The sequence below is a fragment of the Yoonia sp. genome (genome assembly GCF_017854565.1).
GTDB lineage: Bacteria > Pseudomonadota > Alphaproteobacteria > Rhodobacterales > Rhodobacteraceae > Yoonia.
Genome location: NZ_JAFMHJ010000003.1, coordinates 48,068 through 71,419 on the forward strand (window position 1 = coordinate 48,068; position 23,352 = coordinate 71,419).

General features: G+C 57.9%; 24 protein-coding genes. 17 read left to right on the forward strand and 7 right to left on the reverse strand.

The window, feature by feature from the left end:
* Position 1 precedes the first annotated feature (1 nt).
* From QZ196_RS02540 to coxB, 6 genes are all read right to left on the reverse strand, one after another.
* Positions 2–682 (reverse strand): SURF1 family protein, encoded by a 681-nt coding sequence (locus QZ196_RS02540; protein ID WP_296423566.1) that lies wholly within the window; start codon positions 680–682, stop codon positions 2–4.
* A gap of 84 nt (positions 683–766) precedes the next feature.
* Positions 767–1,573 carry a cytochrome c oxidase subunit 3 gene (locus QZ196_RS02545; protein WP_296423567.1) on the reverse strand — a complete coding sequence of 269 codons (807 nt, stop codon included), beginning with the start codon at positions 1,571–1,573 and terminating at the stop codon, positions 767–769.
* Positions 1,574–1,598: 25 nt separating this feature from the next.
* Entirely contained in the window at positions 1,599–2,213 is a 615-nt protein-coding gene (locus QZ196_RS02550; RefSeq protein ID WP_296423569.1) for a cytochrome c oxidase assembly protein, read from the reverse strand.
* The gene (locus tag QZ196_RS02555; RefSeq protein ID WP_296423571.1) at positions 2,210–2,410 is read right to left on the reverse strand and encodes a hypothetical protein; all 201 of its coding nucleotides are present in this window, start codon (positions 2,408–2,410) and stop codon (positions 2,210–2,212) included. Before QZ196_RS02555 ends, QZ196_RS02550 begins: the two co-directional genes overlap by 4 nt.
* On the reverse strand, positions 2,407–3,339 hold the full coding sequence (gene cyoE / locus QZ196_RS02560; RefSeq protein WP_296423573.1) for a heme o synthase: 933 nt from the start codon (positions 3,337–3,339) through the stop codon (positions 2,407–2,409). The genes QZ196_RS02555 and cyoE overlap by 4 nt, the downstream gene beginning before the upstream one ends.
* 83 nt (positions 3,340–3,422) lie before the next feature.
* The gene (gene coxB, locus QZ196_RS02565) at positions 3,423–4,247 is read right to left on the reverse strand and encodes a cytochrome c oxidase subunit II (protein ID WP_296423575.1); all 825 of its coding nucleotides are present in this window, start codon (positions 4,245–4,247) and stop codon (positions 3,423–3,425) included.
* Between the two features lie 171 nt (positions 4,248–4,418).
* Between coxB and tldD the strand changes: the two genes are divergently transcribed.
* The 6 genes from tldD to QZ196_RS02595 all read left to right on the forward strand — a co-directional run bounded on the left by tldD (position 4,419) and on the right by QZ196_RS02595 (position 11,650).
* Positions 4,419–5,840, forward strand: coding sequence for a metalloprotease TldD (tldD, locus tag QZ196_RS02570; RefSeq protein ID WP_296423577.1), 1,422 nt, complete (start codon positions 4,419–4,421; stop codon positions 5,838–5,840).
* A gap of 258 nt (positions 5,841–6,098) precedes the next feature.
* Positions 6,099–7,232, forward strand: a complete 1,134-nt coding sequence (gene dprA, locus QZ196_RS02575; RefSeq protein WP_296423579.1) for a DNA-processing protein DprA — start codon at positions 6,099–6,101, stop codon at positions 7,230–7,232.
* Positions 7,233–7,338: 106 nt separating this feature from the next.
* Positions 7,339–9,951: a type I DNA topoisomerase gene (gene topA / locus QZ196_RS02580; RefSeq protein ID WP_296423581.1), complete on the forward strand. Its 2,613-nt coding sequence runs from the start codon at positions 7,339–7,341 to the stop codon at positions 9,949–9,951.
* Positions 9,952–10,058: 107 nt separating this feature from the next.
* The gene (locus QZ196_RS02585; RefSeq protein ID WP_296423583.1) at positions 10,059–10,757 is read left to right on the forward strand and encodes a CoA transferase subunit A; all 699 of its coding nucleotides are present in this window, start codon (positions 10,059–10,061) and stop codon (positions 10,755–10,757) included.
* 11 nt (positions 10,758–10,768) lie between these two features.
* Entirely contained in the window at positions 10,769–11,020 is a 252-nt protein-coding gene (locus QZ196_RS02590) for a hypothetical protein (RefSeq protein ID WP_296423585.1), read from the forward strand.
* 3 nt (positions 11,021–11,023) lie between these two features.
* Positions 11,024–11,650 carry a 3-oxoacid CoA-transferase subunit B gene (locus QZ196_RS02595; RefSeq protein ID WP_296423586.1) on the forward strand — a complete coding sequence of 209 codons (627 nt, stop codon included), beginning with the start codon at positions 11,024–11,026 and terminating at the stop codon, positions 11,648–11,650.
* Positions 11,651–11,680: 30 nt separating this feature from the next.
* Here the strand turns inward: QZ196_RS02595 and QZ196_RS02600 are convergent, their stop codons facing one another.
* Positions 11,681–12,520 (reverse strand): lytic transglycosylase domain-containing protein, encoded by an 840-nt coding sequence (locus QZ196_RS02600; RefSeq protein WP_296423588.1) that lies wholly within the window; start codon positions 12,518–12,520, stop codon positions 11,681–11,683.
* A gap of 353 nt (positions 12,521–12,873) precedes the next feature.
* Here QZ196_RS02600 and QZ196_RS02605 point away from each other — a divergent pair, with 353 nt between their 5' ends.
* From QZ196_RS02605 to QZ196_RS02655, 11 genes are all read left to right on the forward strand, one after another.
* A complete protein-coding gene (locus tag QZ196_RS02605; RefSeq protein ID WP_296423591.1) occupies positions 12,874–13,053 on the forward strand; it encodes a hypothetical protein in 180 nt (59 codons plus the stop codon).
* A gap of 235 nt (positions 13,054–13,288) precedes the next feature.
* Complete coding sequence (locus tag QZ196_RS02610) at positions 13,289–13,468, forward strand: hypothetical protein (RefSeq protein ID WP_296423593.1); 180 nt, start codon at positions 13,289–13,291, stop codon at positions 13,466–13,468.
* A gap of 360 nt (positions 13,469–13,828) precedes the next feature.
* The gene (gene cpaB / locus QZ196_RS02615; protein ID WP_296423594.1) at positions 13,829–14,668 is read left to right on the forward strand and encodes a Flp pilus assembly protein CpaB; all 840 of its coding nucleotides are present in this window, start codon (positions 13,829–13,831) and stop codon (positions 14,666–14,668) included.
* A gap of 214 nt (positions 14,669–14,882) precedes the next feature.
* Entirely contained in the window at positions 14,883–16,310 is a 1,428-nt protein-coding gene (locus tag QZ196_RS02620) for a type II and III secretion system protein family protein (protein ID WP_296423596.1), read from the forward strand.
* A gap of 15 nt (positions 16,311–16,325) precedes the next feature.
* Complete coding sequence (locus QZ196_RS02625; protein WP_296423598.1) at positions 16,326–16,988, forward strand: OmpA family protein; 663 nt, start codon at positions 16,326–16,328, stop codon at positions 16,986–16,988.
* A gap of 245 nt (positions 16,989–17,233) precedes the next feature.
* Complete coding sequence (locus tag QZ196_RS02630) at positions 17,234–18,478, forward strand: AAA family ATPase (RefSeq protein WP_296423601.1); 1,245 nt, start codon at positions 17,234–17,236, stop codon at positions 18,476–18,478.
* Positions 18,479–18,489: 11 nt separating this feature from the next.
* A complete protein-coding gene (locus QZ196_RS02635) occupies positions 18,490–19,947 on the forward strand; it encodes a CpaF family protein (protein ID WP_296423603.1) in 1,458 nt (485 codons plus the stop codon).
* A gap of 5 nt (positions 19,948–19,952) precedes the next feature.
* Positions 19,953–20,918: a type II secretion system F family protein gene (locus QZ196_RS02640; protein ID WP_296423605.1), complete on the forward strand. Its 966-nt coding sequence runs from the start codon at positions 19,953–19,955 to the stop codon at positions 20,916–20,918.
* A gap of 4 nt (positions 20,919–20,922) precedes the next feature.
* Complete coding sequence (locus QZ196_RS02645; protein WP_296423607.1) at positions 20,923–21,900, forward strand: type II secretion system F family protein; 978 nt, start codon at positions 20,923–20,925, stop codon at positions 21,898–21,900.
* A gap of 4 nt (positions 21,901–21,904) precedes the next feature.
* On the forward strand, positions 21,905–22,465 hold the full coding sequence (locus QZ196_RS02650; protein ID WP_296423609.1) for a tetratricopeptide repeat protein: 561 nt from the start codon (positions 21,905–21,907) through the stop codon (positions 22,463–22,465).
* A gap of 28 nt (positions 22,466–22,493) precedes the next feature.
* On the forward strand, positions 22,494–23,348 hold the full coding sequence (locus QZ196_RS02655) for a tetratricopeptide repeat protein (protein ID WP_296423611.1): 855 nt from the start codon (positions 22,494–22,496) through the stop codon (positions 23,346–23,348).
* Positions 23,349–23,352: the final 4 nt, after the last annotated feature.

Consider the following 23,352-nt stretch of genomic DNA (forward strand, 5'->3'; position numbering starts at 1 on the left):
ATCAGGCGTCCTTTTGGCGGATGGTGCGGGAAAGCAGAAACAGGGTCATAATGGCCCAAACCAAGGCCAGCAAAAACCACGTGATCGCATATTCAAGATGATCGTTCTTGATGCCTACGGCTTCAACCGGCAACGGCGTCAGGCGTGGGTCGGCAGGGGTCGTGTCTGTGGCAACCACCATCAGGGGTCTTGTCGACAGAACCCGCGCCATCGTGTCAACGTCCCGTGCAAACCAAATGTTCTTTTCAAGGTCCGGTGGAGGTGTGTTACTGTTTTGATCGTCCGGCCACAACAGCGTGCCGTTGATCTGCATGAAGTCTGTCACGGGTTCCGCATCTTTGGCGTCCAGCGGCAACAGCCCAAGATCAACCATGATGACAGCGCCGGTTTCAAGCAAGAACTTGGAAATGACCCGATAACCAGTGCCCGCCGTGGTCCCGGAAACCAACACGTGAAGCTCTTCGCCGGTGGGCGCGCCCGCAAGGGTGACACGTTTGTATTCATCATCCTCTTCACGGCCCGCCAGTGGCACGGGAACCGGCGGCGCGGCCAATCGCGCTTCGATCCCTGCCAGAATATCCTCTTTCCAGTCCAGACGCTGGACCTGCCAGATGCCAAGGCTGATCAGAGCACCGGAACCGACGGCACCCAGAAGAAGCGGAAAGATGATTTTACGCAGCATCATATGCCTTTGACATGAAAAACGCGCGAGCCACCCCGCGCGCTTGTATTTCTGACAGACCGGTAGGTCGGGGTTAACCCCGACTTACCCGCCCCAAACATAGACAGCCGCAAACAGGAACAGCCAAACCACATCCACAAAGTGCCAGTACCAAGCGGCTGCCTCAAAACCCACATGCTTTTCGGGGGTAAAGTCGCCGCGCTGGAGCCGGATCAGACAGACCAGCAGAAAGATCGTCCCGATGAACACATGGAAGCCGTGGAAACCCGTCGCCATAAAGAAGTTCGCGCCATAGATATTGCCGGCAAAGCCAAACGCCGCATGGCTATATTCATAAACCTGAAACACCGTGAACAGCGCGCCCAGAGCCACGGCAAGGATCAGGCCCCACTTCACATCCTCGCGGTTGTTTTCATGGACCAGCGCGTGATGCGCCCAGGTCGCCGCAGCACCCGAACACAGCAAGATCAGCGTGTTGATCAGCGGCAGGTGCCATGGATCGAATGTTTCAATCCCCACAGGTGGCCAGACGCCATCCTGAATCGGGCTTAGCGGGCCCATCGGGTACATGGCATGTTTGAAGAATGACCAGAACCAGGCGGCAAAGAACATGACCTCGGACATGATGAACATGATAAAGCCATAGCGCAGACCGATCCGCACGACAGGGGTGTGGTCCCCGACCCGGCTTTCGGCGATCACATCGGCCCACCATGCGTACATCACGTAGATCACCAGCGCGAGGCCGACGAGGAACATATAGGGGCCGCCGCCCTGTTTCGGCATCCAAAGCACGGCGCCAAATAGCATGATAAAGCCGCCCAACGCGCCAAGAAGCGGCCAAATGGATGGTGGCAGGATGTGGTAGTCGTGGTTCTTTGCATGCGCCATGTGGTGCGTCCCTATCGGCTGGTCGTTAGTTCGTTTCTATGGCGCCTTGTGGCGCCGATGTCAAAGTTGTCGGGTCGAGGGCCGCCTGCATTTCTGCATCCGGCAAATCAATCTGGTAGAACGTATAGCTTAACGTGATCGTGTGCACATACTGGCCTTCGCGGTCATTCACGATGGCAGGGTCCACGAAAAAGCTGACCGGCATCATCACGGTTTCGCCCGGCTGCAACACCTGCTCGGTAAAGCAGAAACATTCGATCTTGTCGAAAAATGCGCCCGCCTCATAGGGTGTGACGTTATAGGCGGCCTGCCCGGCAATCGGTTGATCGGTCGGGTTGTGCGCCTCGTAAAACGCCAGCCCTGTCTCGCCGATGCGCAATTCCATTTCGCGTTGCGCCGGAACGAACGTCCACGGCATGTCGCGTTCCAGTGATGCGTCAAAGCGGACCTTGATGGTCTGGTCCAGAATCACATCGCTGCCAACCTCGGCGACGTTGGTGATCCCACCAAATCCGGTGACCCGGCAAAACCAGTTATAAAACGGCACCGAAGCCCAGGCCAATGACCCCATCAGCACGACGACGACGACGGTTTGTGCGGCGGTGCGATTGGGACCGGTCAGATGTGGGAACAGTTTCATTGCGTGCCCTCTTGTGGGATGATCTGCGGCCGCGCCACATGGTCAAAGGTTTCAAACTGACGCGCATTGCCAAGCTCCAGAACCTTGACCACGGTAAGTCCGAAGACAATGGTGATGAACCCCAGCAACAAAAGGCCAACGCCGATGTTGCGGCCACGCCTGCGGGTATGAATTTCGTGCTCGACCTTGATCATCACCAGCCCCCAAAGCCATACGGACGCAGTGCAGCCTCTGCAAGAAGCGCGCCAAAGTGCAGGAAAAGATAATACAGCGACACCTTGAACACGCCAATCTCGACCGCGTGCTTGTCCGCAGCACAGGCGGCATCGTCGCGACGCCAGATATCATAGGCCCCTTTGAGAAACCATGCGTTCATGATGACGGCGACGGCCATATAAATAGGCCCGCCGATCGACGTCAGACCAAGCCCAAGCGCCACCGGCACCAGCAACAGAGTGTAGATGATGATATGCTTGCGGGTGGCATCGCGCCCATGTGTTTCCGTCAGCATCGGCACACCGGCGTTGCCATAATCCGATTTCACAAACAGGGCTAGCGCCCAGAAATGCGGCGGGGTCCACATGAAGATAAGCGCGAACATCAGCGCACTTTCGACGCTGACACCGCCGGTGGCGACCGCCCACCCGATCATCGGAGGAAAGGCCCCGGCCGCCCCACCGATCACGATATTCTGCGGCGTGGCCCGCTTGAGCCACATCGAATAAACCACTGCATAAAAGAATATGGTGAAGGCCAGTAGGAACGCGGCCAGAAAATTCGTCGCCAGCGCCAACAAGACGATCGCGAACCCGGAAAGAGAAAGACCAAGGCCAAGCGCCTCACCGGGGGCGACACGTCCCGACGGGACCGGACGCCCTGCTGTGCGCTTCATCTTGGCGTCGATATCGGCATCCCACCACATATTCAGCGCGCCCGACGCACCTGCGCCGACGGCAATGCACAGGATGGCGACAAAGCCGATGAACGGATGTACCGGAACCGGTGCCACCAAAAGACCGACCAGCGCGGTGAACACCACCAGCGACATCACGCGCGGCTTAAGCAGGGCGAAATAATCGCCCATACCGGCCTCGTAGGTGGTTTCTTGCAGACTGATATCGGTCATGCCGGACTTTCTGAGCGGGTGGGTCAAGACCCACCTTACGGGGTTGATCTGTCGTAAGGTGGGTCTTGACCCACCCTCCTTTTTTATGACGTGCCTTTGGCCTCGGCCAGCCACTGATCGTAGGTTTCCTGGCTCACGACCTTGACCGTGATCGGCATATAGGCGTGGTCTTTTCCGCACAGCTCCGAACACTGGCCGAAATAAATACCCTCACGCTCGGCGGCGAACCACAGTTGCGCCAACCGACCCGGCACCGCGTCCTGCTTCACGCCAAACGCGGGGATCGTCCACGAATGGATCACATCCGCGCCGGTCACCTGCATCACGATGGTCGCGCCAACCGGCACCACAACTGACGTATCGGTCGCCAGCAGATATTGATTCTGGCTGTACCCGAAATCTTCCAGTTCATCGCGCGCCAGCAGGAAGCTTTCAAAGCTCACGCCTTCATCGACATACTCATAGCCCCAGTACCACTGGTAGCCGGTGACCTTGATCGTGATGTCAGCCTCGGGGATTTCTTGCTGGTTGAACAGCACCGGCAGCGAAAACGCACCGATAAACACCAAGATGATGACAGGCACGACGGTCCATGCGATTTCCAGTGGCGAATGATGCGTGAATGTCGCGGGGTTCGGCTGCCTCTTTTGATTATAGCGGATAGCGACCCAGGCCAGCAGGCCCGTCACAAACAGCGTAATCGCCGTGATGATCACCAACAGCATTCCGTCCAGCCAGTACACATTGCGCGCAATCTCTGTCGCTGCCGGTTGAAAGCCGGTGCCGTTCGGCAGCGGCTGGCCGACAATCTCCAGAGTCTGGTTCACGTCCTGCGCAATGACAGATGACCCAGCCATGATCAGGCCGGCCGTGGCCCAGAGTGAGGTCGCAAAGGTTTTCAGTCGCATATTCTACCCTAACAATCGTGGCGCCTTCGAGCGCGTCTGCGGCGGGTCCCTGACGGAATCCCGTTGTATCTGACCGTCCATGTCCCATATCCTGATGAACAACTCAAGAACCGCTGTTGCGGCAAACAGACGCTTTTGCCAATAATTCGCCCCGCCCAAAGGAAAAACCTCATGTCCGCTGATCCCTTTCGCCCGTTTGAAACCAATCTTGATCGCGATACCGCGCTGTCTTTGCTGCGCGACGCGACCCAGGGTGCCGATGACGGGGAACTTTTTCTGGAACGGCGCAAATCAGAAACGCTCACCTTTGATGACGGCCACATCAAGACCGCCAGTTTCAACGCCGCCGAAGGCTTCGGCCTGCGTGCGGTCCGCGGTGAGACCGCTGGCTATGCCCATTCCACGACCATCGACGAACATGCGCTGCGCCGTGCCGTGGCCACAACCCGGCTTGCCGTGGGCGCCGGTGGCGGCACCATGGCGGATGGCCCGGCCGGCACGAACCGCAAACTTTACAGCGACGCCGACCCGATGCTGCAGGCCACATTCCCCGCAAAAATCGACATCCTGCGCGAGATTGACGCATACGCACGCGGTCTTGATCCACGCGTCGTCCAGGTCACGGCGACCCTGTCCGCATCGCATCAGGAGGTGCTGATCCTGCGCCCCGAAGGCACGCTGGTCACCGACATCCGCCCAATGACCCGCCTGAACATCGGTGTGATCGTCGAAGACAACGGCAAACGCGAAAGCGGCATGGACGGTGGCGGTGGTCGCGCGGGCCTGATCGGCCTGATCGGCCGCGACAGTTGGGAAAGCGTCGCCCGCGAGGCGCTGCGCATCGCGCTCGTCAACCTTGACGCCGAACCGGCACCGGCGGGCGTGATGGACGTCGTCCTCGGCCCCGGCTGGCCCGGCATCTTGCTGCACGAAGCCATCGGTCACGGGCTCGAAGGTGACTTTAACCGCAAAGGGTCCAGCGCCTTTGCCGGACTGATGGGCCAGCAGATCGCCGCCAAAGGCGTGACCGTTCTGGACGACGGCACCATCCCCGACCGGCGCGGGTCCATCACCGTCGATGACGAAGGTACGCCCAGCGCCAAGAACGTATTGATCGAAGATGGCGTGCTGGTCGGCTACATGCAGGACCGCCAAAGCGCGCGGCTGATGGGCGTGGCCCCCACCGGCAACGGACGCCGCGAAAGCTATGCCCACACGCCGATGCCCCGCATGACCAACACCTATATGCTGGCGGGCGATGCGACCCCCGAAAGCCTTGTCGCGGATCTCAAGGATGGGATCTACGCGGTCGGGTTCGGCGGCGGACAGGTTGACATCACCAACGGTAAATTCGTGTTTTCCTGCACCGAGGCGTACCGCGTCAAAAACGGCATCGTCGGCGCGCCGGTCAAAGGGGCGACCCTGATTGGCGATGGTGCCACCGCCCTGAAACAAATCCGCGGCATCGGCAATGACATGCAACTCGATCCGGGGATGGGCAACTGCGGCAAGGCGGGGCAATGGGTGCCCGTCGGCGTCGGCCAACCCAGCCTGCTGATCGGCAGCCTGACCGTGGGTGGTGCGGCGGCCTGACCCGCGCACACCCCGCCAAACCCGATTCGGATGCGATTTCCGCCAAAACACCGTGCGCCGGCTTCACCGGGGCATGGTGCCGTCGGTGTACGTACGCGACCTGCACAGGTTCCTTACGCACAATTTCTATAAAATAGTCATTAAATTCAGCGCATTAACCCTGTTATCCGCGTTTTTGGCGGCACCATATGGCTTGTATTCACACCTCATTAACTCTGCCGCTCTAATCCTGATGGGGCAATATGGCGGAGCATCGGGATGGTCGGCAAACATCTATCTTCCACTCACCCCCCCCTCCTACCCACCACGGAAGAGGATACGGTCAACCGTCTCCGCCTATTGCGTTCCCGCCGGGTTGGCATCGCGACGTATCGCCGCCTGCTGGACGAATACGGCAGCGCCGACAAAGCCTTGAACGCACTGCCGGAAATCGCGAAATCTGCCGGTGCGTCCGATTATCAAACCTGCCCGATCGGCGTTGTCATGGCCGAACTGAAGGCAGGCCGCGCCGCCGGTGCGCGCCTGATCATTCAGGGTGGCGCCGACTATCCCGAGACCCTGTGCGAAATCCCCGACGCCCCGCCGATGCTGTGGTGTCTGGGCCAGACCAGCCTGCTGTCGCGCCCCATGATCGCGCTTGTCGGTGCGCGCAATGCGTCCTCGCTCGGCACCCGCATGGCAAAACGGTTAGCCCAAGAGCTGACAGAAGCAGGGTACATCGTCGTATCCGGCCTTGCCCGCGGGATCGACACCGCCGCGCACCACGGCGCGCTGGATGGCGGCACCATCGCCGTGCAGGCCGGTGGCGTCGACGTCATCTACCCTGTCGAAAACACGCAACTCGCTCATGACATTGGGAAAAAAGGGCTGCGGCTGTCGGAAATGCCGATGGGGTTGCAGCCGCAAGCGCGGCATTTTCCGGCGCGCAATCGGATCATTAGCGGGCTGTCGCGGGCCGTTGTCGTCGTCGAAGCCGCCGCGAAATCCGGCAGCCTGATCACCGCACGCAATGCACTTGACCAGGCGCGCGATGTGCTTGCCGTGCCCGGCCACCCGTTCGATGCGCGCGCGTCCGGCTGCAACATGCTGATCCGCGATGGGGCACAGTTGGTCCGCAACGCCGCCGACATCATCGAGGCGCTGAGTGCCACCGCCGCCCACACACCCGAACTTCCCCTGCCCGCGCCGGAACCCGCCAAACGATCACTGCGGACCACGGTGGCACTGCACGACCTCATTCTGTCGCGTCTGGGTCCGGCGCCTGTCGCCGAAGACCAGCTGATCCGCGACATCGCCGCCCCCATGACCATGGTCGCACCGATTCTCGTCGATCTGGAACTTGACGGCAAAATCATCCGGCAGGCAGGCGGGCTTTTGTCCCGCGTCGTGTGACCCAGAGCGCACAAAATCCCAAAGGGTTTTCGCTGCATTGACATTCCACCTACAGACGCCACATCTAGCCGCACCATATTGCTCGCTGGATTAAGTTAGGATTCCTATGCCCGTTGTCGTCGTCGAATCCCCCGCCAAGGCCAAGAAAATAAACGAATATCTCGGCAAGGGTTACGTCGTTCTGGCCTCTTATGGGCATGTCCGCGACCTGCCGCCCAAGGACGGATCGGTCTTGCCGGACGAAGATTTCGACATGAAATGGGAAATCGCGAGCGACAGCAAAAAGCATATCAAAGCCATCGTTGACGCGCTCAAAGACGACAATGAACTGATCCTCGCAACCGACCCCGACCGCGAAGGCGAGGCGATCAGCTGGCATCTGACCGAGGCATTGACCGCCCGCAAAGCGATCAAAAAAGACACGCCGGTCAGCCGTGTCGTGTTCAACGCGATCACCAAGAATGCGATCCTCGAGGCGATGAAACACCCCCGTCAGGTCGATGCGCCCCTGGTCGAGGCATATCTGGCCCGCCGCGCGCTGGACTATCTGGTCGGCTTCAACCTGTCCCCCGTCTTGTGGCGCAAACTGCCCGGTGCGAAATCGGCTGGCCGCGTCCAATCCGTGACCCTGCGCATCATCGTCGAGCGCGAAATGGAAATCGAAGCCTTCCGCAATCAGGAATATTGGACCGTCAAGGCGCTGCTGCAATCCCCGCGCGGCCAGACCTACGAGGCGCGTTTGACGACACTGGCTGGCAAGAAGCTTGATAAATTCGACCTTGCCAATACCACACAGGCCGAAATGGCCGCGCAGGCCATCAATTCGCGCGATCTGGTCGTCACATCGGTCGAGGCAAAGCCCGCGACCCGCAACCCCTCACCACCCTTCATGACCTCGACCCTGCAGCAAGAGGCCAGCCGCAAATTCGGCATGGGTGCCAAGCAAACCATGAGCGTGGCGCAGCGCCTCTACGAGGCGGGCCTGATCACTTACATGCGGACCGACGGCATCGACATGGCCCCGGAGGCTGTGATCGGCGCCCGTGATGCAATCAAGGCGAAATTCGGCGCAAACTACCTGCCCGACACCCCGCGCATCTATAAGAACAAGGCCAAGAACGCTCAGGAGGCCCACGAATGTATCCGGCCAACGGATATGATGGTGGCCGCCGACCAAGCCGACATCAAAGACAGCGACCAGCGCAAACTGTACGATCTGATCTACAAACGCACCCTTGCCAGTCAGATGGCAGCGGCGCGTCTGGAACGCACAGCCGTGGATGTGGCCAGCCGCGATGGACAGGTGGTGCTGCGGGCCAACGGGCAGGTCATGCTGTTTGACGGTTTCATTGCGATCTACGAAGAAGGCAAAGACGACAGCGTTGTCGATGATGATGACAAGCGCCTGCCGCAGCTCGCCGAAGGCGAAAAAGCCGACAAGAAATCCGTCGAGCCCGAACAACATTTCACCCAGCCTCCGCCCCGCTACACCGAGGCCACGCTGGTCAAACGTATGGAAGAGCTTGGGATTGGCCGCCCTTCGACCTATGCGTCGATCGTGACGACGATACAGGACCGCGGCTATGTCGAAAAAGACAAGAACCGCCTTATTCCCCAAGACAAAGGGCGTTTGGTTACGGCATTCCTGACAAACTATTTCCGCAAATATATCGGCTATGATTTCACGGCGGATCTGGAAAACCAGCTGGACGAAGTCAGCGCGGGCAACGCCGACTATAAAAAAGTGCTGGAACGGTTCTGGCGTGATTTTTCGGCGGCCATCGCCGAAACCGCCGATCTGCGCATCACCGAAGTGCTGGAAAAGATCAACGAGGTACTTGAACCACATCTGTTCCCACCGACCGAAGACGGCAGCGATCCGCGCCTTTGCCCCAACTGCGGCGCCGGACGTCTGTCAATGCGCACGGCCCGGTCTGGTGGCGCATTTATCGGTTGCTCGAACTATCCCGAATGTCGCTATACCCGCCCCTTTGGCCCACCGAACCACGAGGCAGAGGCGTCGGCGATCCCCCCCGAAGGCAAGCTGCTGGGAACCGATGCAGATGATGAAATCCGTGTGTTCAAAGGCCGTTTTGGTCCCTACGTCCAGCGCGGCGCACTGACGGAAGACAACAAGAAGCCCCCGCGCCAGTCGATCCCAAAAGAATGGGAACCAGAAGAACTGGATCTGGAACACGCCTTGATGTTGCTATCGCTGCCGCGCGAAATCGGCCCACATCCCGAAGACGGTGTGATGGTCTGGGCCAACATCGGGCGCTATGGCCCCTATATCAAACACGCGCCCAGCACATCGGACCGTGGCGGCACCAATGCCAATCTTGACGGCATTGACGAGGTGTTCACCGTCGGGATGAACCGCGCCGTGCAGTTGTTGGCCGAAAAGGTCGCGTCACGCGGTGCGCGCGGCAAGGCGGCGGCACCGATCCACGAATTGGGCGAACACCCGGAGGCGGGCGGGCCCGTCAATATTTACGACGGCAAATATGGCCCCTACGTGAAGTGGGAAAAGATCAACGCGACCATCCCCGAAGACATCGCGCCTGCCGACCTGACCTTGGCGCAGGCGGTACATCTGATTGATGAACGCGCTGAAAAGGCTGGAAAAAAGAAACCTGCGGCCAAGAAAAAGCCTGCGGTCAAAAAGAAGCCCGCAGCAAAGAAGGCGCCGGCTGCCAAGAAAGCCGTTGCAAAAAAGTAGGATAGCGTGGGGCAGACGCCCGACCGCATTGCCGCACGCCGCATGAATTGACTTTCCCCACGGGGGCGGTCAGTTTCTGCCAAATAGTCACACCGGGGATTCCGTCAATGAAGAAAATTTATGGGTCAGCTGCTGACGCGCTTGATGGCTTGCTGCACGACGGGATGTTCATCGCCGCCGGTGGATTTGGCCTGTGCGGCATCCCCGAACTTCTGCTTTCCGCGATCCGCGATGCGGGCACCAAGGACCTGACCTTTGCGTCGAACAACGCGGGCGTCGATGATTTTGGCATCGGCATCCTGCTGCAAACCCGGCAGGTCAAAAAGATGATCAGCTCTTACGTGGGCGAAAACGCCGAATTCATGCGCCAATATCTGTCAGGTGAACTCGAACTGGAATTCAACCCCCAAGGGACGCTGGCCGAACGGATGCGCGCCGGCGGCTCCGGTATCCCCGGATTTTATACCAAAACAGGCGTCGGCACCGTGATCGCCGATGGCAAGGAACACAAAGATTTCAACGGCCAGACCTATATCTTGGAAGAAGGCATCGTTGCCGATCTGGCCATCGTAAAGGCATGGAAAGCGGACGCGACCGGCAATCTTGTTTTCCGCAAGACCGCCCGCAACTTTAACCCGCCCGCCGCCATGTGCGGCAAGATTTGTGTGGTTGAGGTCGAGGAAATCGTGCCGACAGGCAGCCTTGACCCCGACTGCATCCACCTGCCCGGCATTTACGTGCACCGCATCATTCAAGGCGACCACGAGAAGCGGATCGAACAACGCACCACCCGGCCCGCTGCATAAGGACAGGTGAAATGACCGCACCACGCAAAGACCCGGCTGCTGCCGAACGCCGGAAAATGGTCGCTCAGAATTTCCAGCACTGGGTCGGCCGCGCCCGCGAGTTGGTGCATGCCAATTTTGGTGGCAACGAGGCAGAGCTGCAACACCTGACGCTTCAGGCCGCCCACAGCCTGATGCTGGAACATCGGCTGGGCGAAATCGAAGCGAATATGGCCGATATCAAATCACTACTGACCAGCCCGGCGCGTCCGGCGGAGGAATAAACCATGGCTTGGGACCGCAATCAAATGGCCGCACGGGCCGCACAGGAACTGCAAGACGGCTGGTATGTGAACTTGGGCATCGGTATCCCGACGCTGGTGTCCAACTACATCCCCGACGGGATCGAGGTGACCTTGCAGTCCGAAAACGGCATGCTCGGCATGGGCCCTTTCCCGGTCGAGGGCACCGAAGACGCCGACCTGATCAACGCAGGCAAGCAGACGATCACCGAACTGCCGCAGACCGCGTATTTCGACAGTGCGCAAAGCTTTGGCATGATCCGCGGCGGCAAAATCGCCATGGCAATCCTTGGCGCTATGGAGGTCGCCGAAAACGGCGATCTGGCGAATTGGATGATCCCCGGCAAACTGGTCAAAGGGATGGGCGGCGCGATGGATCTTGTCGCTGGCGTGGGCCGTGTTGTCGTGGTCATGGACCACACCAGTAAACATGGCGAAAGCAAGGTGCTCAAATCCTGCACCCTGCCGCTCACCGGTCAAAATGTCGTCGACCGCATCATCACGAACCTTGGCGTTTTTGACGTGGTCGAAGGCGGCTTGAAAATCGTCGAGACAGCGGATGGCGTCACCGAAGACGAACTGCGCGCCGCAACCTTGGCAACGATTGTCTGATTTCACGGCGTGGGCGGCAGGCCCTGCCGCCTAAATACCGTTGACGTTGAAAACACAGCCATCGGTCATCAGTTGCGGCTGCGTCTGACACAGACCCTTTGCCACCTGCCAGGCCGCCAATACCTTTGGCACATAGGCCCGTGTTTCGGCAAAGGGCGGCACACCTTCATGGCGGCGGACATTCCCTTCGCCAGCGTTATAGCCTGCCAATGCCAGAATCGGGTCATTGTCGAAATGGTTCAGCAGCCAGGCCAAATACGCCACGCCACCTTTTATATTCTCACCCGAATTCATACTGTCGCTCACGCCAAACCGGCTGGCTGTCGCGGGCATCAACTGCATCAGCCCCTGGGCCCCTGCGGTGCTGACCGCGTCGATCCGCCCGGCGCTTTCCACCGCGATCACCGCAAGGACAAGCGCCGGTGACACATTCGTACCGACTGTCTCACGCAGAATGTCCTGCCCGTGCGCCGACGCAAGATCTTGCAGGCTTTGCAAACGAGGTGCGGGCACCGCTTTGCCCGGAGGCGGATTATTGATCCGGTTAATCGCAATCTCAAACCGTCCGGCGCGTGTGTCTGCCAGTCTTGGCGACACGGTCTGCCAGAACCACTCAAGCCCGGACAGCGCCGGTGCTGCGATATCCGCCGGGTTCGGTGCTATCGGCGTCGGTGCGGGATCGGCATAGACCGGCCCCCGCCGCGGCGCGTTGGGATCAATCTGTACCGTGATGCGGCTACCGGCATTACCGGCGGGCACTGCTACCCGTTTAAACGAAAAATCCGGCTGCAACCGCACCACCTCGGCGGCGACCGGACCGACGCCCAGCAACAGCGCCAAAGCAGCCAAGGTGATGATCTGACGATTCATTTTCTGTCCTGCCTGCCGTGTCTTGTTGAACGGACCATGGCAGAAAACCGCCAAAAGGCCACGAAAACCCAAACAATTGGGGCAATTTCACGTCATTGCAGGCTTTTGCGCAACGCTATGATGAAGTTTCGAAAAACTGATACGTTAATTTTTCACTAAATATCAAAAGCTTAATTCTGTTTATCGAAAAAAAATGCGGCTATCGGAAAAAATATGGACCGCGTCAAACTCCCGCCCCATTCAAAGGGCTATATAAGGGCATCCAAGATGGGGGACGGGCCGCAGACGAAGCGGTGCCAACCATCCGGCGAGGTAGAGAATGAACACCAGCAATACCCTGAGGAGGGACTACTATGCTTAACTTTATCAAGAATTTCCGCAACGACGAAGACGGCGCAGTAACAGTTGACTTCGTTGTTCTGACTGCAGCAATCGTTCTGCTCGGCCTGCTGGTCGGTACAGCTGTCAAAACCGGTGCAACAACACTGGCCGCTGACATCAAGGCAGACATCGAAGCACAAGTTACACCATAAGTCGCGCATCGACTTATGAGTTGAGAATAAATGGCGTCACCCATCCGGGTGGCGCCGTTTTCATTAAGGATGCAGACATCCGGGCCAATAGTACATTTAAAGTTGTAGCATTGTCGAAATTTTGCCCCAATGCGCGCATAGCATTCGGCGACATCACGGGGGCTACGCCGATACAGTCGTATTGATAGCCACCAAAAAGCGAAACCTAAAGGCAGACCCTTAGGAGGGGTGAGAAATGCAGAAATTATTGCTGAACTTCCACAAGGATGAATCAGGCGCTGTGACGGTTGACTTCGTCATCCTGACAGCGGCCCTGGTGCTTTTGGGCTTTCTGATCATGGCTCTCGTCGGTGGCGCGGCACAAAATAATGCCGACTGGCTCAAAACGACCATGGAAAACCAAGCTACCCCCTAACGTCGTCGTTCGTGACATCATGTCGGCCTGCGTCATCACGTGGCGCGGGCTTTTTGCGTTTAATTGTGACCTACAGCGCACAAAGCCCAAAAAACCGGCGCGGCGCGGCGTCGGCGCGGCTTTGCAACTTGACATCCAAGCCCGGCAGGTACTGTGGTACAAACGTACGATTGGCGGCGACCCCGCCCATCAACTGGGTCAATCCGGCATACACGACGTACGTGCTTTAAGTAGTTATTGCGGAAGTGGTGTTAGGTGCAGAACGCGGGTTCCATTGACCTTTAGGAATACGTACTAGCTTAAAAACGTGATCTGGGAATTTCAGTCGCGGGTCCGAAAAGACGAAAAGAGGTTACGATAATGCGTGCAGTTTTTGGATTGGTTCTGCTGATTGGCATGGGGCTGGCAGGGTTTGCCGTCTTTATGGTCAAAGGCTACTTTGACGCGCAGGCAGTGCAGCTTGCGCAAGAGCAGCGGCGATCGGCAAATGCCATTGCGACCGTGGACTTATATGCACCCAAGCGCGACCTGACCTACGGCGAACTGCTGACCGTTGATGACGTTCAGCTGATCAAATACGCTAAGGAATTTCTACCAAAAGGGGCCTTTCAAACCCAAGAGGAACTGTTCCCCGCAGGCGTGGAAACTCCGCGTGTTGTTATTCTGCCGATGTCGATCAATGAACCGATCCTGATGACCAAAGTGACCGAACCCGGCGCCAGCCGTGGCTTGACCGCGCTTGTGGAGCCCGGAATGCGCGCCTTTCCGATTGAAGGCCGCGTCGCAACGGGCTTTGGCGTGCTGCGCCCCAACGACCGCATCGACGTCTACTGGACCGGTCGCCTGACGAACGGCAACGAGGTGACGAACCTTCTGAAGTCCGGGCTGGAAATTATCGCCGTGACCGGCGATCAGGAATTTGCAGGCGGCCCGCAAAGCGTGGTCGTTCAGGTGACCCCGGAAGAAGTGGCCCTGCTGACACAGGCGACCAACAGCGGCGCATTGACGCTTTCACTTGTTGGTGCCGGCGACCTGACCAACGCCGCCCCGATCCAGATCGACAACCAGCGGATCACCGGAGAGGTAGCAGAGGTCGTGGCCCCTGCCCCGGTCATCGAAGCCGAACCCGAAAGATGCTATCAAACGGTCCGGCGCGGCACAGCGACCGAAGAGACCGAAGTTGATTGCAGCACGCAGTAATTTTGCGCCCACTGCCACCCCGAATCAAACAGCGCCCGGTTTCCGCCGGGCGTTTGTGTTTGTGCGCTCGCAGCAAGAGTGTTGCGCGTTGTCCACATACGGTTCGTCGGACAACTCTTTGATTATTGCAATAAATGGGGAACTGACGCATGGTCGAAAAATCAGGGCATCTTAAGACCCAATAACGAGGCGTGATCGGAGAGGCAGGTCACTTATGAACTATGACAGATTTATCAAAGCCGCACTTACAGGCTTGACGTTGTCGCTGGTAGCGGCACCGACATTGGCACCGGCAGAAACGTTGCGCGTCTTGCGCGGCGAGGCATCCAGTGCACTTAACGTTCCGATGAACCGGGCCGTCGTCGTGGAAAGCGATGTTCCGTTTACGGAACTTTCCATCGCAAACCCCGGCATTGCAGACATTTCTTCCCTGTCCGACCGCACGATCTATGTGCTGGGCAAGGAACCAGGTCGCACCACACTGACCCTCTTGGGCACAGACGGGCGCCTGATCACCAATGTTGAGGTTCATGTCTCTCCTGATATGGCCGAATTCAAGGAACGCCTGACGCAGATCCTGCCCGGCGAAAACATCGAAGTGCGCACGGCCAACGACGGCATCGTACTTTCGGGCACAGTCAGCTCAATCGCGCGGCTTGATCGCGCCATGGAACTGGCGCAGCGTTATGCGCCTGATCGGGTGTCTAACCTGATGAGCGTTGGCGGCACCCAGCAGGTCATGCTGAAAGTGCGGTTTGCCGAAATGCAGCGGTCAGTCAGCAAATCGCTGTCATCGTCGCTGGCTTTGTCCGGCACGGCGCTGGACGGCGATCTTGGGATTACGTCAGGCACCAACACAACCGTTGGCAATGGCGGCATCACCAGTTCCTTGGGTGGCAATGTACCGGGTTTGAACGAAAACAACGGTGCGTTCCTGTTCGGCTTCAACGCAGGCGGCCTCGAAGTTGGCATTCTGCTCGAAGCACTTGAATCGCGCGGCGTCGTGCGCACTCTGGCAGAGCCAAACCTGACAGCCCTCAGCGGTCAGGAAGCAACGTTTCTTGCCGGTGGCGAATATCCCGTTCCCGTCAGCAACTCTGATGGTGGCATCTCGGTCGAATACAAACCATTCGGCGTGGAGCTGAACTTTACACCGCGGGTCGTCGATGGTGACATCATCAATCTTGAGATGATCGCAGCCGTGTCGGCGATTGACCCGTCAAACAGCTTCTCGGCAAATGGCTTTCAGATTGATGCCTTCAGCCGTCGGGAAACATCGACCACTGTCGAAATGCGTGATGGAGAAAGCTTTGCGATTGCCGGGCTTTTGTCAGACGACTTTGTTGACTTGAACGGTCAGGTGCCGTGGATCGGCGATGTACCGATCCTCGGTGCGCTGTTCCGCAGTGCTGAATACAGCCGTCGCCAAACCGAACTGGTGATTATCGTGACGCCACATCTGGTCTCGCCGACCCGTGGCGCAGCACTTTCGCTGCCAACGGATCGCGTACGGCCACCGACCGAGCAGGATTTGTTCCTGTTTGGCCGTGTAGCGGCACAAGATGCGCCATCACGCGGTGGTGCAGGCGAAGTGGCACGTCAGGACTTTAGCGGGTCCTACGGCTATGTCCTGGATGAATGATTGGAGCGCAGGTCGATGAAATACTTTATAACAACGGCAATCGCCGCAATCACACTGGCCGGGTGTACTGCCAAGGACCCGACTTTCTCGTCCTTCTATTCAGAAGCAGGGGCAAAGATCGATTCGGGTAGCTTCGGTGATGCCACCATGAACAATATGATGGTTCAGTCCGGACAGCAGGATTACACCATCAATCTGGCGCGCCGTTTCGCGTCAGAGGTGAACTCCACCGTGAACTTCGCGTTCAACTCAACTGTCCTGGATGCCGACGCGCAAGCAACACTGTTGCGTCAGGCCGACTGGATCCGTCAGTTCCCCGAAGTGCGCTTCAAGGTGTTCGGTCACACTGACCTTGTTGGCAGCCAAGCGTACAACCGCCGCCTGGGTCTGTCCCGCGCGCAAGCTGTCGTTGCCTTCTTGTCGGCACAGGGCATTGACCTCGACCGTCTCGAGGCTGTTGCATCCTTCGGCGAAACACAGCCATTGGTGCCGACGGATGTCCGCGAACGTCGCAACCGGCGCACCGTAACCGAGGTGTCTGGGTTTGTTGACAACGAGCCGATGCTTCTGAACGGCAAATACGCCGAGGTGATCTTCCGCGAATATGTCGCCAGCGCAGCACCGACATCAATGCTGCAGGGCACCACAATCCAAACTGGTGGCGGCAACGGCGGCTAGTCAATAACAAATTGTTCACGCCAAGTGTCAGCCTGGCGTGAACACTCCCTGATTTTCCCCAAGATCGTCGCAATATATCGCACAATTACGATCTTTTGGTCCAAATCTCGACATGATTGTCGCCAATACTCCCATTGATAAAGCATGCGCTGCCGTGTGGCAGAGGACGTAGCGACCGACGGTTGATGGTCGATCATATGGACCATACAAAGGCGCTGATGCCCAACTGATGAGGACGTTAGACTATGAGTACGAGCCCGGTCGTGCAGCACGACCCACCACAAATCGTTGCATGTACGATCAGTCGTGACGTCCAGATATTCGATCTGCTGATTGAAGACATGGAGACAGCACTGGGTGATTCCTGGGGCGACCTCAGCTTTGACGATGCAGTCGCGTTCCTTAGCCAACCCGAAGCAGGCGGTCTGCAATTTGTTACCATCGCCATGGATTCCCACGACGAGGACAACCTCGAATTAGTTTCCGAGGTGATCAGCGTCGCCAAGGCGGCGGGCATCAAGGTGATCTTGATCGCAGAAGACGTCAGCCCGACCGCATTGCACCAGTTGCTGCGGCAGGGCGGCGATGAATTTGTCCCCTACCCCCTTCCCGAAAACGAGCTTGCCCGCGCGATTGAACGGGTGCTCACCGCAGAACCGACGGCCCCGGCCCAAACAGGCGCGACCAAGTTCAAGGCAACGGGCGACAGGTCCGGCGTCGTGATCCCCATTCATGGTCTGGCCGGCGGAACCGGCGCCACGATGTTGGCGGTCAACCTTGCCTGGGAACTGGCCAATATCGACCCCGGCAATCCACCGCGGGTTTGCCTGCTTGATCTGGATTTCCAATTCGGCACCGCATCAACCTATCTTGACCTGCCCCGCCGCGAGGCCGTTCTCGAGATGCTGACCGATACCGTGGCGATGGACAGCGACAGCTTCATGCAAGCGCTTTTGCCCTACGAGCAGAAGCTGCATGTGCTGACATCACCGACCGACATGATCCCGCTTGATATGATCACCTCCGATGACATCCGCCGGCTCATCGAAATGGCGCGTGTCAACTTTGACTATGTCGTTGTGGATATGCCAACCACGATGGTGGAATGGTCGCAGACGGTTCTGGAAGCCGCGCATGTCTATTTTGCGATGATTGAACTCGATATGCGCTCGGCGCAGAATACCCTGCGGATCAAACGCGCCCTGCAATCCGAAGACTTGCCGTTCGAAAAAATTCGCTTCGTGTTGAACCGTGCGCCCGGCTTTACCGACCTGAATGGAAAGGGCCGGGTAAAACGCCTTTCAGAAAGCTTGGGCATTTCGGTCGAAGTCCAGCTGCCCGATGGCGGCAAACCTGTTGCGCAAAGTGGTGACCATGGCATCCCAATGGCTGTCGGAATTCCGAAAAACCCGTTGCGCAAAGAGATACTGAAACTTGCGAAATCTGTGCATGACGTCAATCAGGCGGATGCAACTGAAGCCAGAGCTTAGGAGGCCAGGCCGTGTTTTCAAAATATAAAAAGCCGACGGCAGGAAAAGACGCACCGGCGACTGCGGTATCTGCAAATTCCAAGGCGAATATCGCCCCAGCCCCGGCTGCCAAAATCGACGAGCCACGCAAGTCGTTGATGAAAACGATGCCCATCAGGCCCGCCGAAATCGGCGCCATGGACAAAGACAAGCGCCGCAAGGAACGTTTGGGTGAAATCAAGCTGGAGCTGCACAAGGCCCTCTTGGACAACCTCAATCTTGCCGCATTGGATACCGCGACCGAACAGGAACTGCGGACCGAAATCAACGCGATCGCCAATGAAACCCTCGAAGACATGGGGATCGTGCTGAACCGCGATGAACGCCAGTCGCTCAGCCAGGATCTGTTTTTCGAGGTGACCGGCCTCGGCCCGCTCGAGACACTGCTGAAAGACGACAGCGTCAACGACATTCTGGTCAACGGCCCGCATCAGATTTTTGTGGAACGCGACGGCAAACTGCAGTTGACCGACATCACGTTCAAAGATGAAAAGCACCTTTTGCGGATCATCGACAAGATCGTGTCGGCCGTGGGCCGTCGTGTTGACGAATCCAACCCCTACGTTGACGCCCGTCTTGCCGATGGGTCGCGTTTCAACGCCATGGTGCCCCCCATCGCGGTGGACGGCAGCCTTGTGTCCATTCGTAAATTCAAAAAAGACAAGCTCGGCATCGAAGAGCTGGTCAAATTTGGCGCCTTCACCGAAGAAATGGCCGCTTATCTGCAGGCCGCCGTGTCCACGCGCCTAAATATCATCGTATCGGGCGGTACGGGTTCGGGTAAGACGACGACCTTGAACGCGCTGTCGGGTTTCATCGACGATTCGGAACGTATCCTGACGATCGAAGATACCGCCGAACTTCAGCTGCAACAGACCCACGTCGGCCGCATGGAAAGCCGCCCGCCCAACGTCGAAGGTAAAGGCGGCGTCAGCCAGCGCGATTGCCTTAAAAACGCCCTGCGTATGCGCCCTGACCGGATCATCGTGGGCGAGACGCGTGGCGAGGAAGTCATCGACATGCTGCAGGCCATGAACACCGGCCACGACGGATCAATGACGACAATCCACGCAAACTCGGCGCGGGATGGCGTGTCGCGTTTGGAAAACATGATTGCGATGGCCGGGATTGATATGCCGCTCAAAGCGATGCGGAGCCAGATTTCGTCGGCTGTGAACCTCATCGTGCAGGCATCACGTTTGCAGGACGGGTCGCGCCGCATGGTGTCCATCACCGAAATCACCGGCATGGAAGGCGATGTCATCTCGATGCAGGAAATCTTCCGCTATCAGCGCGTTGGCCTGACACCGGACAACAAGATCATCGGTCACTTCACAGCAACCGGCGTGCGCAGTCACTTTTCTGAGCGCTTCAAGCTGTGGGGCTATGACCTGCCGGCTGCAATCTTTGAACCCATGGTCGCGGAGTAAACCCAATGATTTCTGCTGAACCAATCATCTACATCGTGATTTTCATCGCTGTGCTAGCGCTCGTTCAGGGTGCCTATCTGGTGATCTTCGGCAAATCCATCAGCATGGACGGCAAGGTGAACCGCCGGCTTGAGATGCTTGATAAGGGCGGCAATCGCGAACAGGTGCTCGACCAACTCCGCAAGGAGATGACCCAGCACATGAAATCACAAAGCATCCCGATCTACTCGATGCTGGCGACAAAGGCACAAAAGGCGAATATTGCCTTCACGCCGATGCAACTGATCCTGATGATGATCGTTCTCAGCTTCGTCGCGTTTTTGTTGCTGACCGTCATGACCGATGTCGGCGTCCCCGTCCGGGCCTTGGTTGCGGTGCTGATGGGGGTTGGCGGGATCTATACGTGGATCAGCAACAAAGCCAACAAAAGAACAAGGATGATTGGCGAACAATTGCCCGAGGCCGTTGAATTGATGGTCCGGTCACTGCGCGTCGGGCATCCATTCTCCTCGGCTGTCGCCATCGTGGCCCGCGAAGTTCCCGATCCTCTGGGAACAGAAATGGGCATGATCTCGGACGAGACGGCCTACGGTCGCGATATGGGCGAGACGCTCAAGGCGATGGCAGAGCGACTCGACAGTCAGGATATGCGGTTTCTGGCCGTTGCGGTGACAATCCAGCAGACATCCGGTGGTAATCTGGCTGAAATTCTGGATGGTCTGGCCAAGGTTATTCGGGCGCGTTTTCGCCTGTTTCGCCGCGTGAGCGCTATCACCGCCGAAGCGAAATGGTCCGGCAAACTGCTGTCCGGTTTCCCGATCCTGGCTTTGATCGGGATCAATCTGGTGCAACCAAACTACTTTGACGAGGTGATGAAAAGCCCACTTTTCGTGCCGGCCTGTCTGATCGTCGCAGCCTTTCTCATTCTGAACCTCATCGTTATGCGGTCCCTCGTGAACATCAAGGTCTGAAGATATGACATTTGAAGCCCTCAAGACCATCATCACCGATAACCTTGGCCCTTTCGGACCATTGATGGTTGTCGGTCTGCTCGGGGTATTTATGATCCTGATCACCCTGCCCGTCCTGCTCAAGCGCGAGGTTGATCCGCTGGACAAGCTCAAGGCAAGCAGCCGGCAGACCACGGCAAAAGCCGCCAAGGGTGAAAAACTGCGTGCGGCGTCCAGCAAGGACAAGCTGAAAAAATACTCCAATTTTCTGGAACCCCAGAACGCCGAAGAATATTCGGCTGTCAAACTCAAGCTGTTGCAAGCGGGTTATCGGGGCAAGAATGCGGTCCGTATCTACCACTTTCTGCAATTTTCCCTTGGCATCTTCGGTCTGGTTGGCGGCGGCGCGTTTGCCCTGTTCAAGATGACACAGGGCGACATCGGCACCCAGGAATTGGCGATGACCGTCATGATACCGGGTGGCATCGGTTATGTCCTGCCCAAATACTGGGTCACCCGCCGTCAGGCCATGCGCAAAGAGGCCATTATAAACGGCTTCCCCGACAGCCTTGATTTGATGCTTGTCTGCGTCGAAGCCGGTCAATCCATGGATCAATCCATCATGCGTGTGGCCCGCGAACTCAAGGCTGGCTTTCCCGAACTCGCAGAAGAGTTTGAAACGGTGAGCCAGGAAGTAAAAGCAGGCAAGGACAAGAACTCCGTTCTCAAGGACATGTCAGAACGCGCTGGCGTACAGGACATTTCAAGTTTCGTGACCGTGCTGGTACAATCCCAACAGTTTGGTACGTCCATTGCGGATGCCCTGCGGGTCTATGCGTCGGAGATGCGCGATAAACGCGTCATGCGCGCCGAAGAAGCAGCCAACAAACTGCCGACCAAAATGACATTGGCGACGATGATGTTAACATTGCCGCCGTTGATGGCCATCCTGATCGGCCCATCCATCTACTCCATCATGTCCAATCTCGCTGGGGCCAGTTAAGACAATGTACCGCAAGCGGGCGTTTTACGGCCTGATCCTCGTCATCTTGACCGCCTGTTCTTCAGGCGGTTTTGATCGTTCCAAGGACGAGGTCTTTGCGCCGGGCATTGCCGGCAAGTCAGATATTGACGGGTTGATCATCGGTCACAGACTGATGGGCGCCGGTGAATACGAACTCGCGCTCAAGGCCTATACCCGTGCGGCGGCCCAACAGGGTTTGAATGTCGATACGCTTTCGGCCATCGGCTCAGCGAACCTCCAGTTGGGGCGGCTGGGTCAGGCGGAACGCTGGTTGCGCCGGGCCACCGAAGAAGACCCCGATTTCCCCCCTGCATGGAACAATCTTGGCGTGATTTTGATGGAAAAAGGCGAGATTTCGGAAGCAAGCGAGGTGTTCCGCCGCGCATTTGCCGCAGACAACGGGAATTCCGATGAAATCCGCGACAATTTACGCTTAGCACTCGCAAATTTGGAAAATCCGGGCGATAATGTGCTAGACGAAAATCAGAACTACAATCTGATCCGTCGGGGTACAGGCGACTTTGTTCTCCTGACGGCATTGTAAGGCAAGAGCAGCAAAAGGACGCAGCAACATGCGCCATCCAATCTTCTTGACGCTATGCGCGGCGGCGATAAGCCTGTCCGCTTGTGGAAAATCCGGTGATGCAGAGGTCGAGCGGGCCCTGCAGGACCTGAACGTCGTCGATGAAACCAACCTTAACGATGTCATGTTGACAGTTGGCGACCCAGACGAAGCCGTCAGCTATTTCGCCAAGGCCAATGCGAATGATCCCGGTCGGATTGATCTGCAACGCGGCCTTGCGAAATCACTGGTCCGTGCGCGTCGCAATGCAGATGCGATAGGCGCATGGGAGGCCGTCGTCGCCCATCCAGAGGCTGAAAGCATTGACCGGGTCGATCTGGCAGACGCCATGGTGCGCAACAATCGCTGGGATGACGCTGCCGCGACCCTCAACACCGTGCCACCCACATACGAGACATTCAAACGCTACCGCCTCGAGGCGATGGTCGCCGACAGCAAACAGCAGTGGGACAAGGCGGACAGCTTTTATGAAACCGCCGTCGGCCTCACGACACGGCCTGCCACGGTCTATAACAACTGGGGTTTTTCCAAGCTGACGCGCGGCGATTATCAGGCCGCCGAGCGGTTGTTTGTTGACGCATTGCGGTTCAACAGCGGCATGTTCACCGCGAAGAACAATCTGGTTCTGGCCCGCGGCGCGCAACGCAACTACACGCTGCCTGTCGTGCCAATGACTCAGGTGGAACGCGCGCAACTGCTGCACACGATGGCCCTAGCCGCGATCAAGCAAAATGACGTCACCATCGGAAAATCGCTGCTGAACGAAGCGATCGAAACCCATCCACAGTATTTCCCCGAAGCCGTGCGCGCGCTTCAGGCGCTTGAAAACAACGTGACGAACTAAGGTT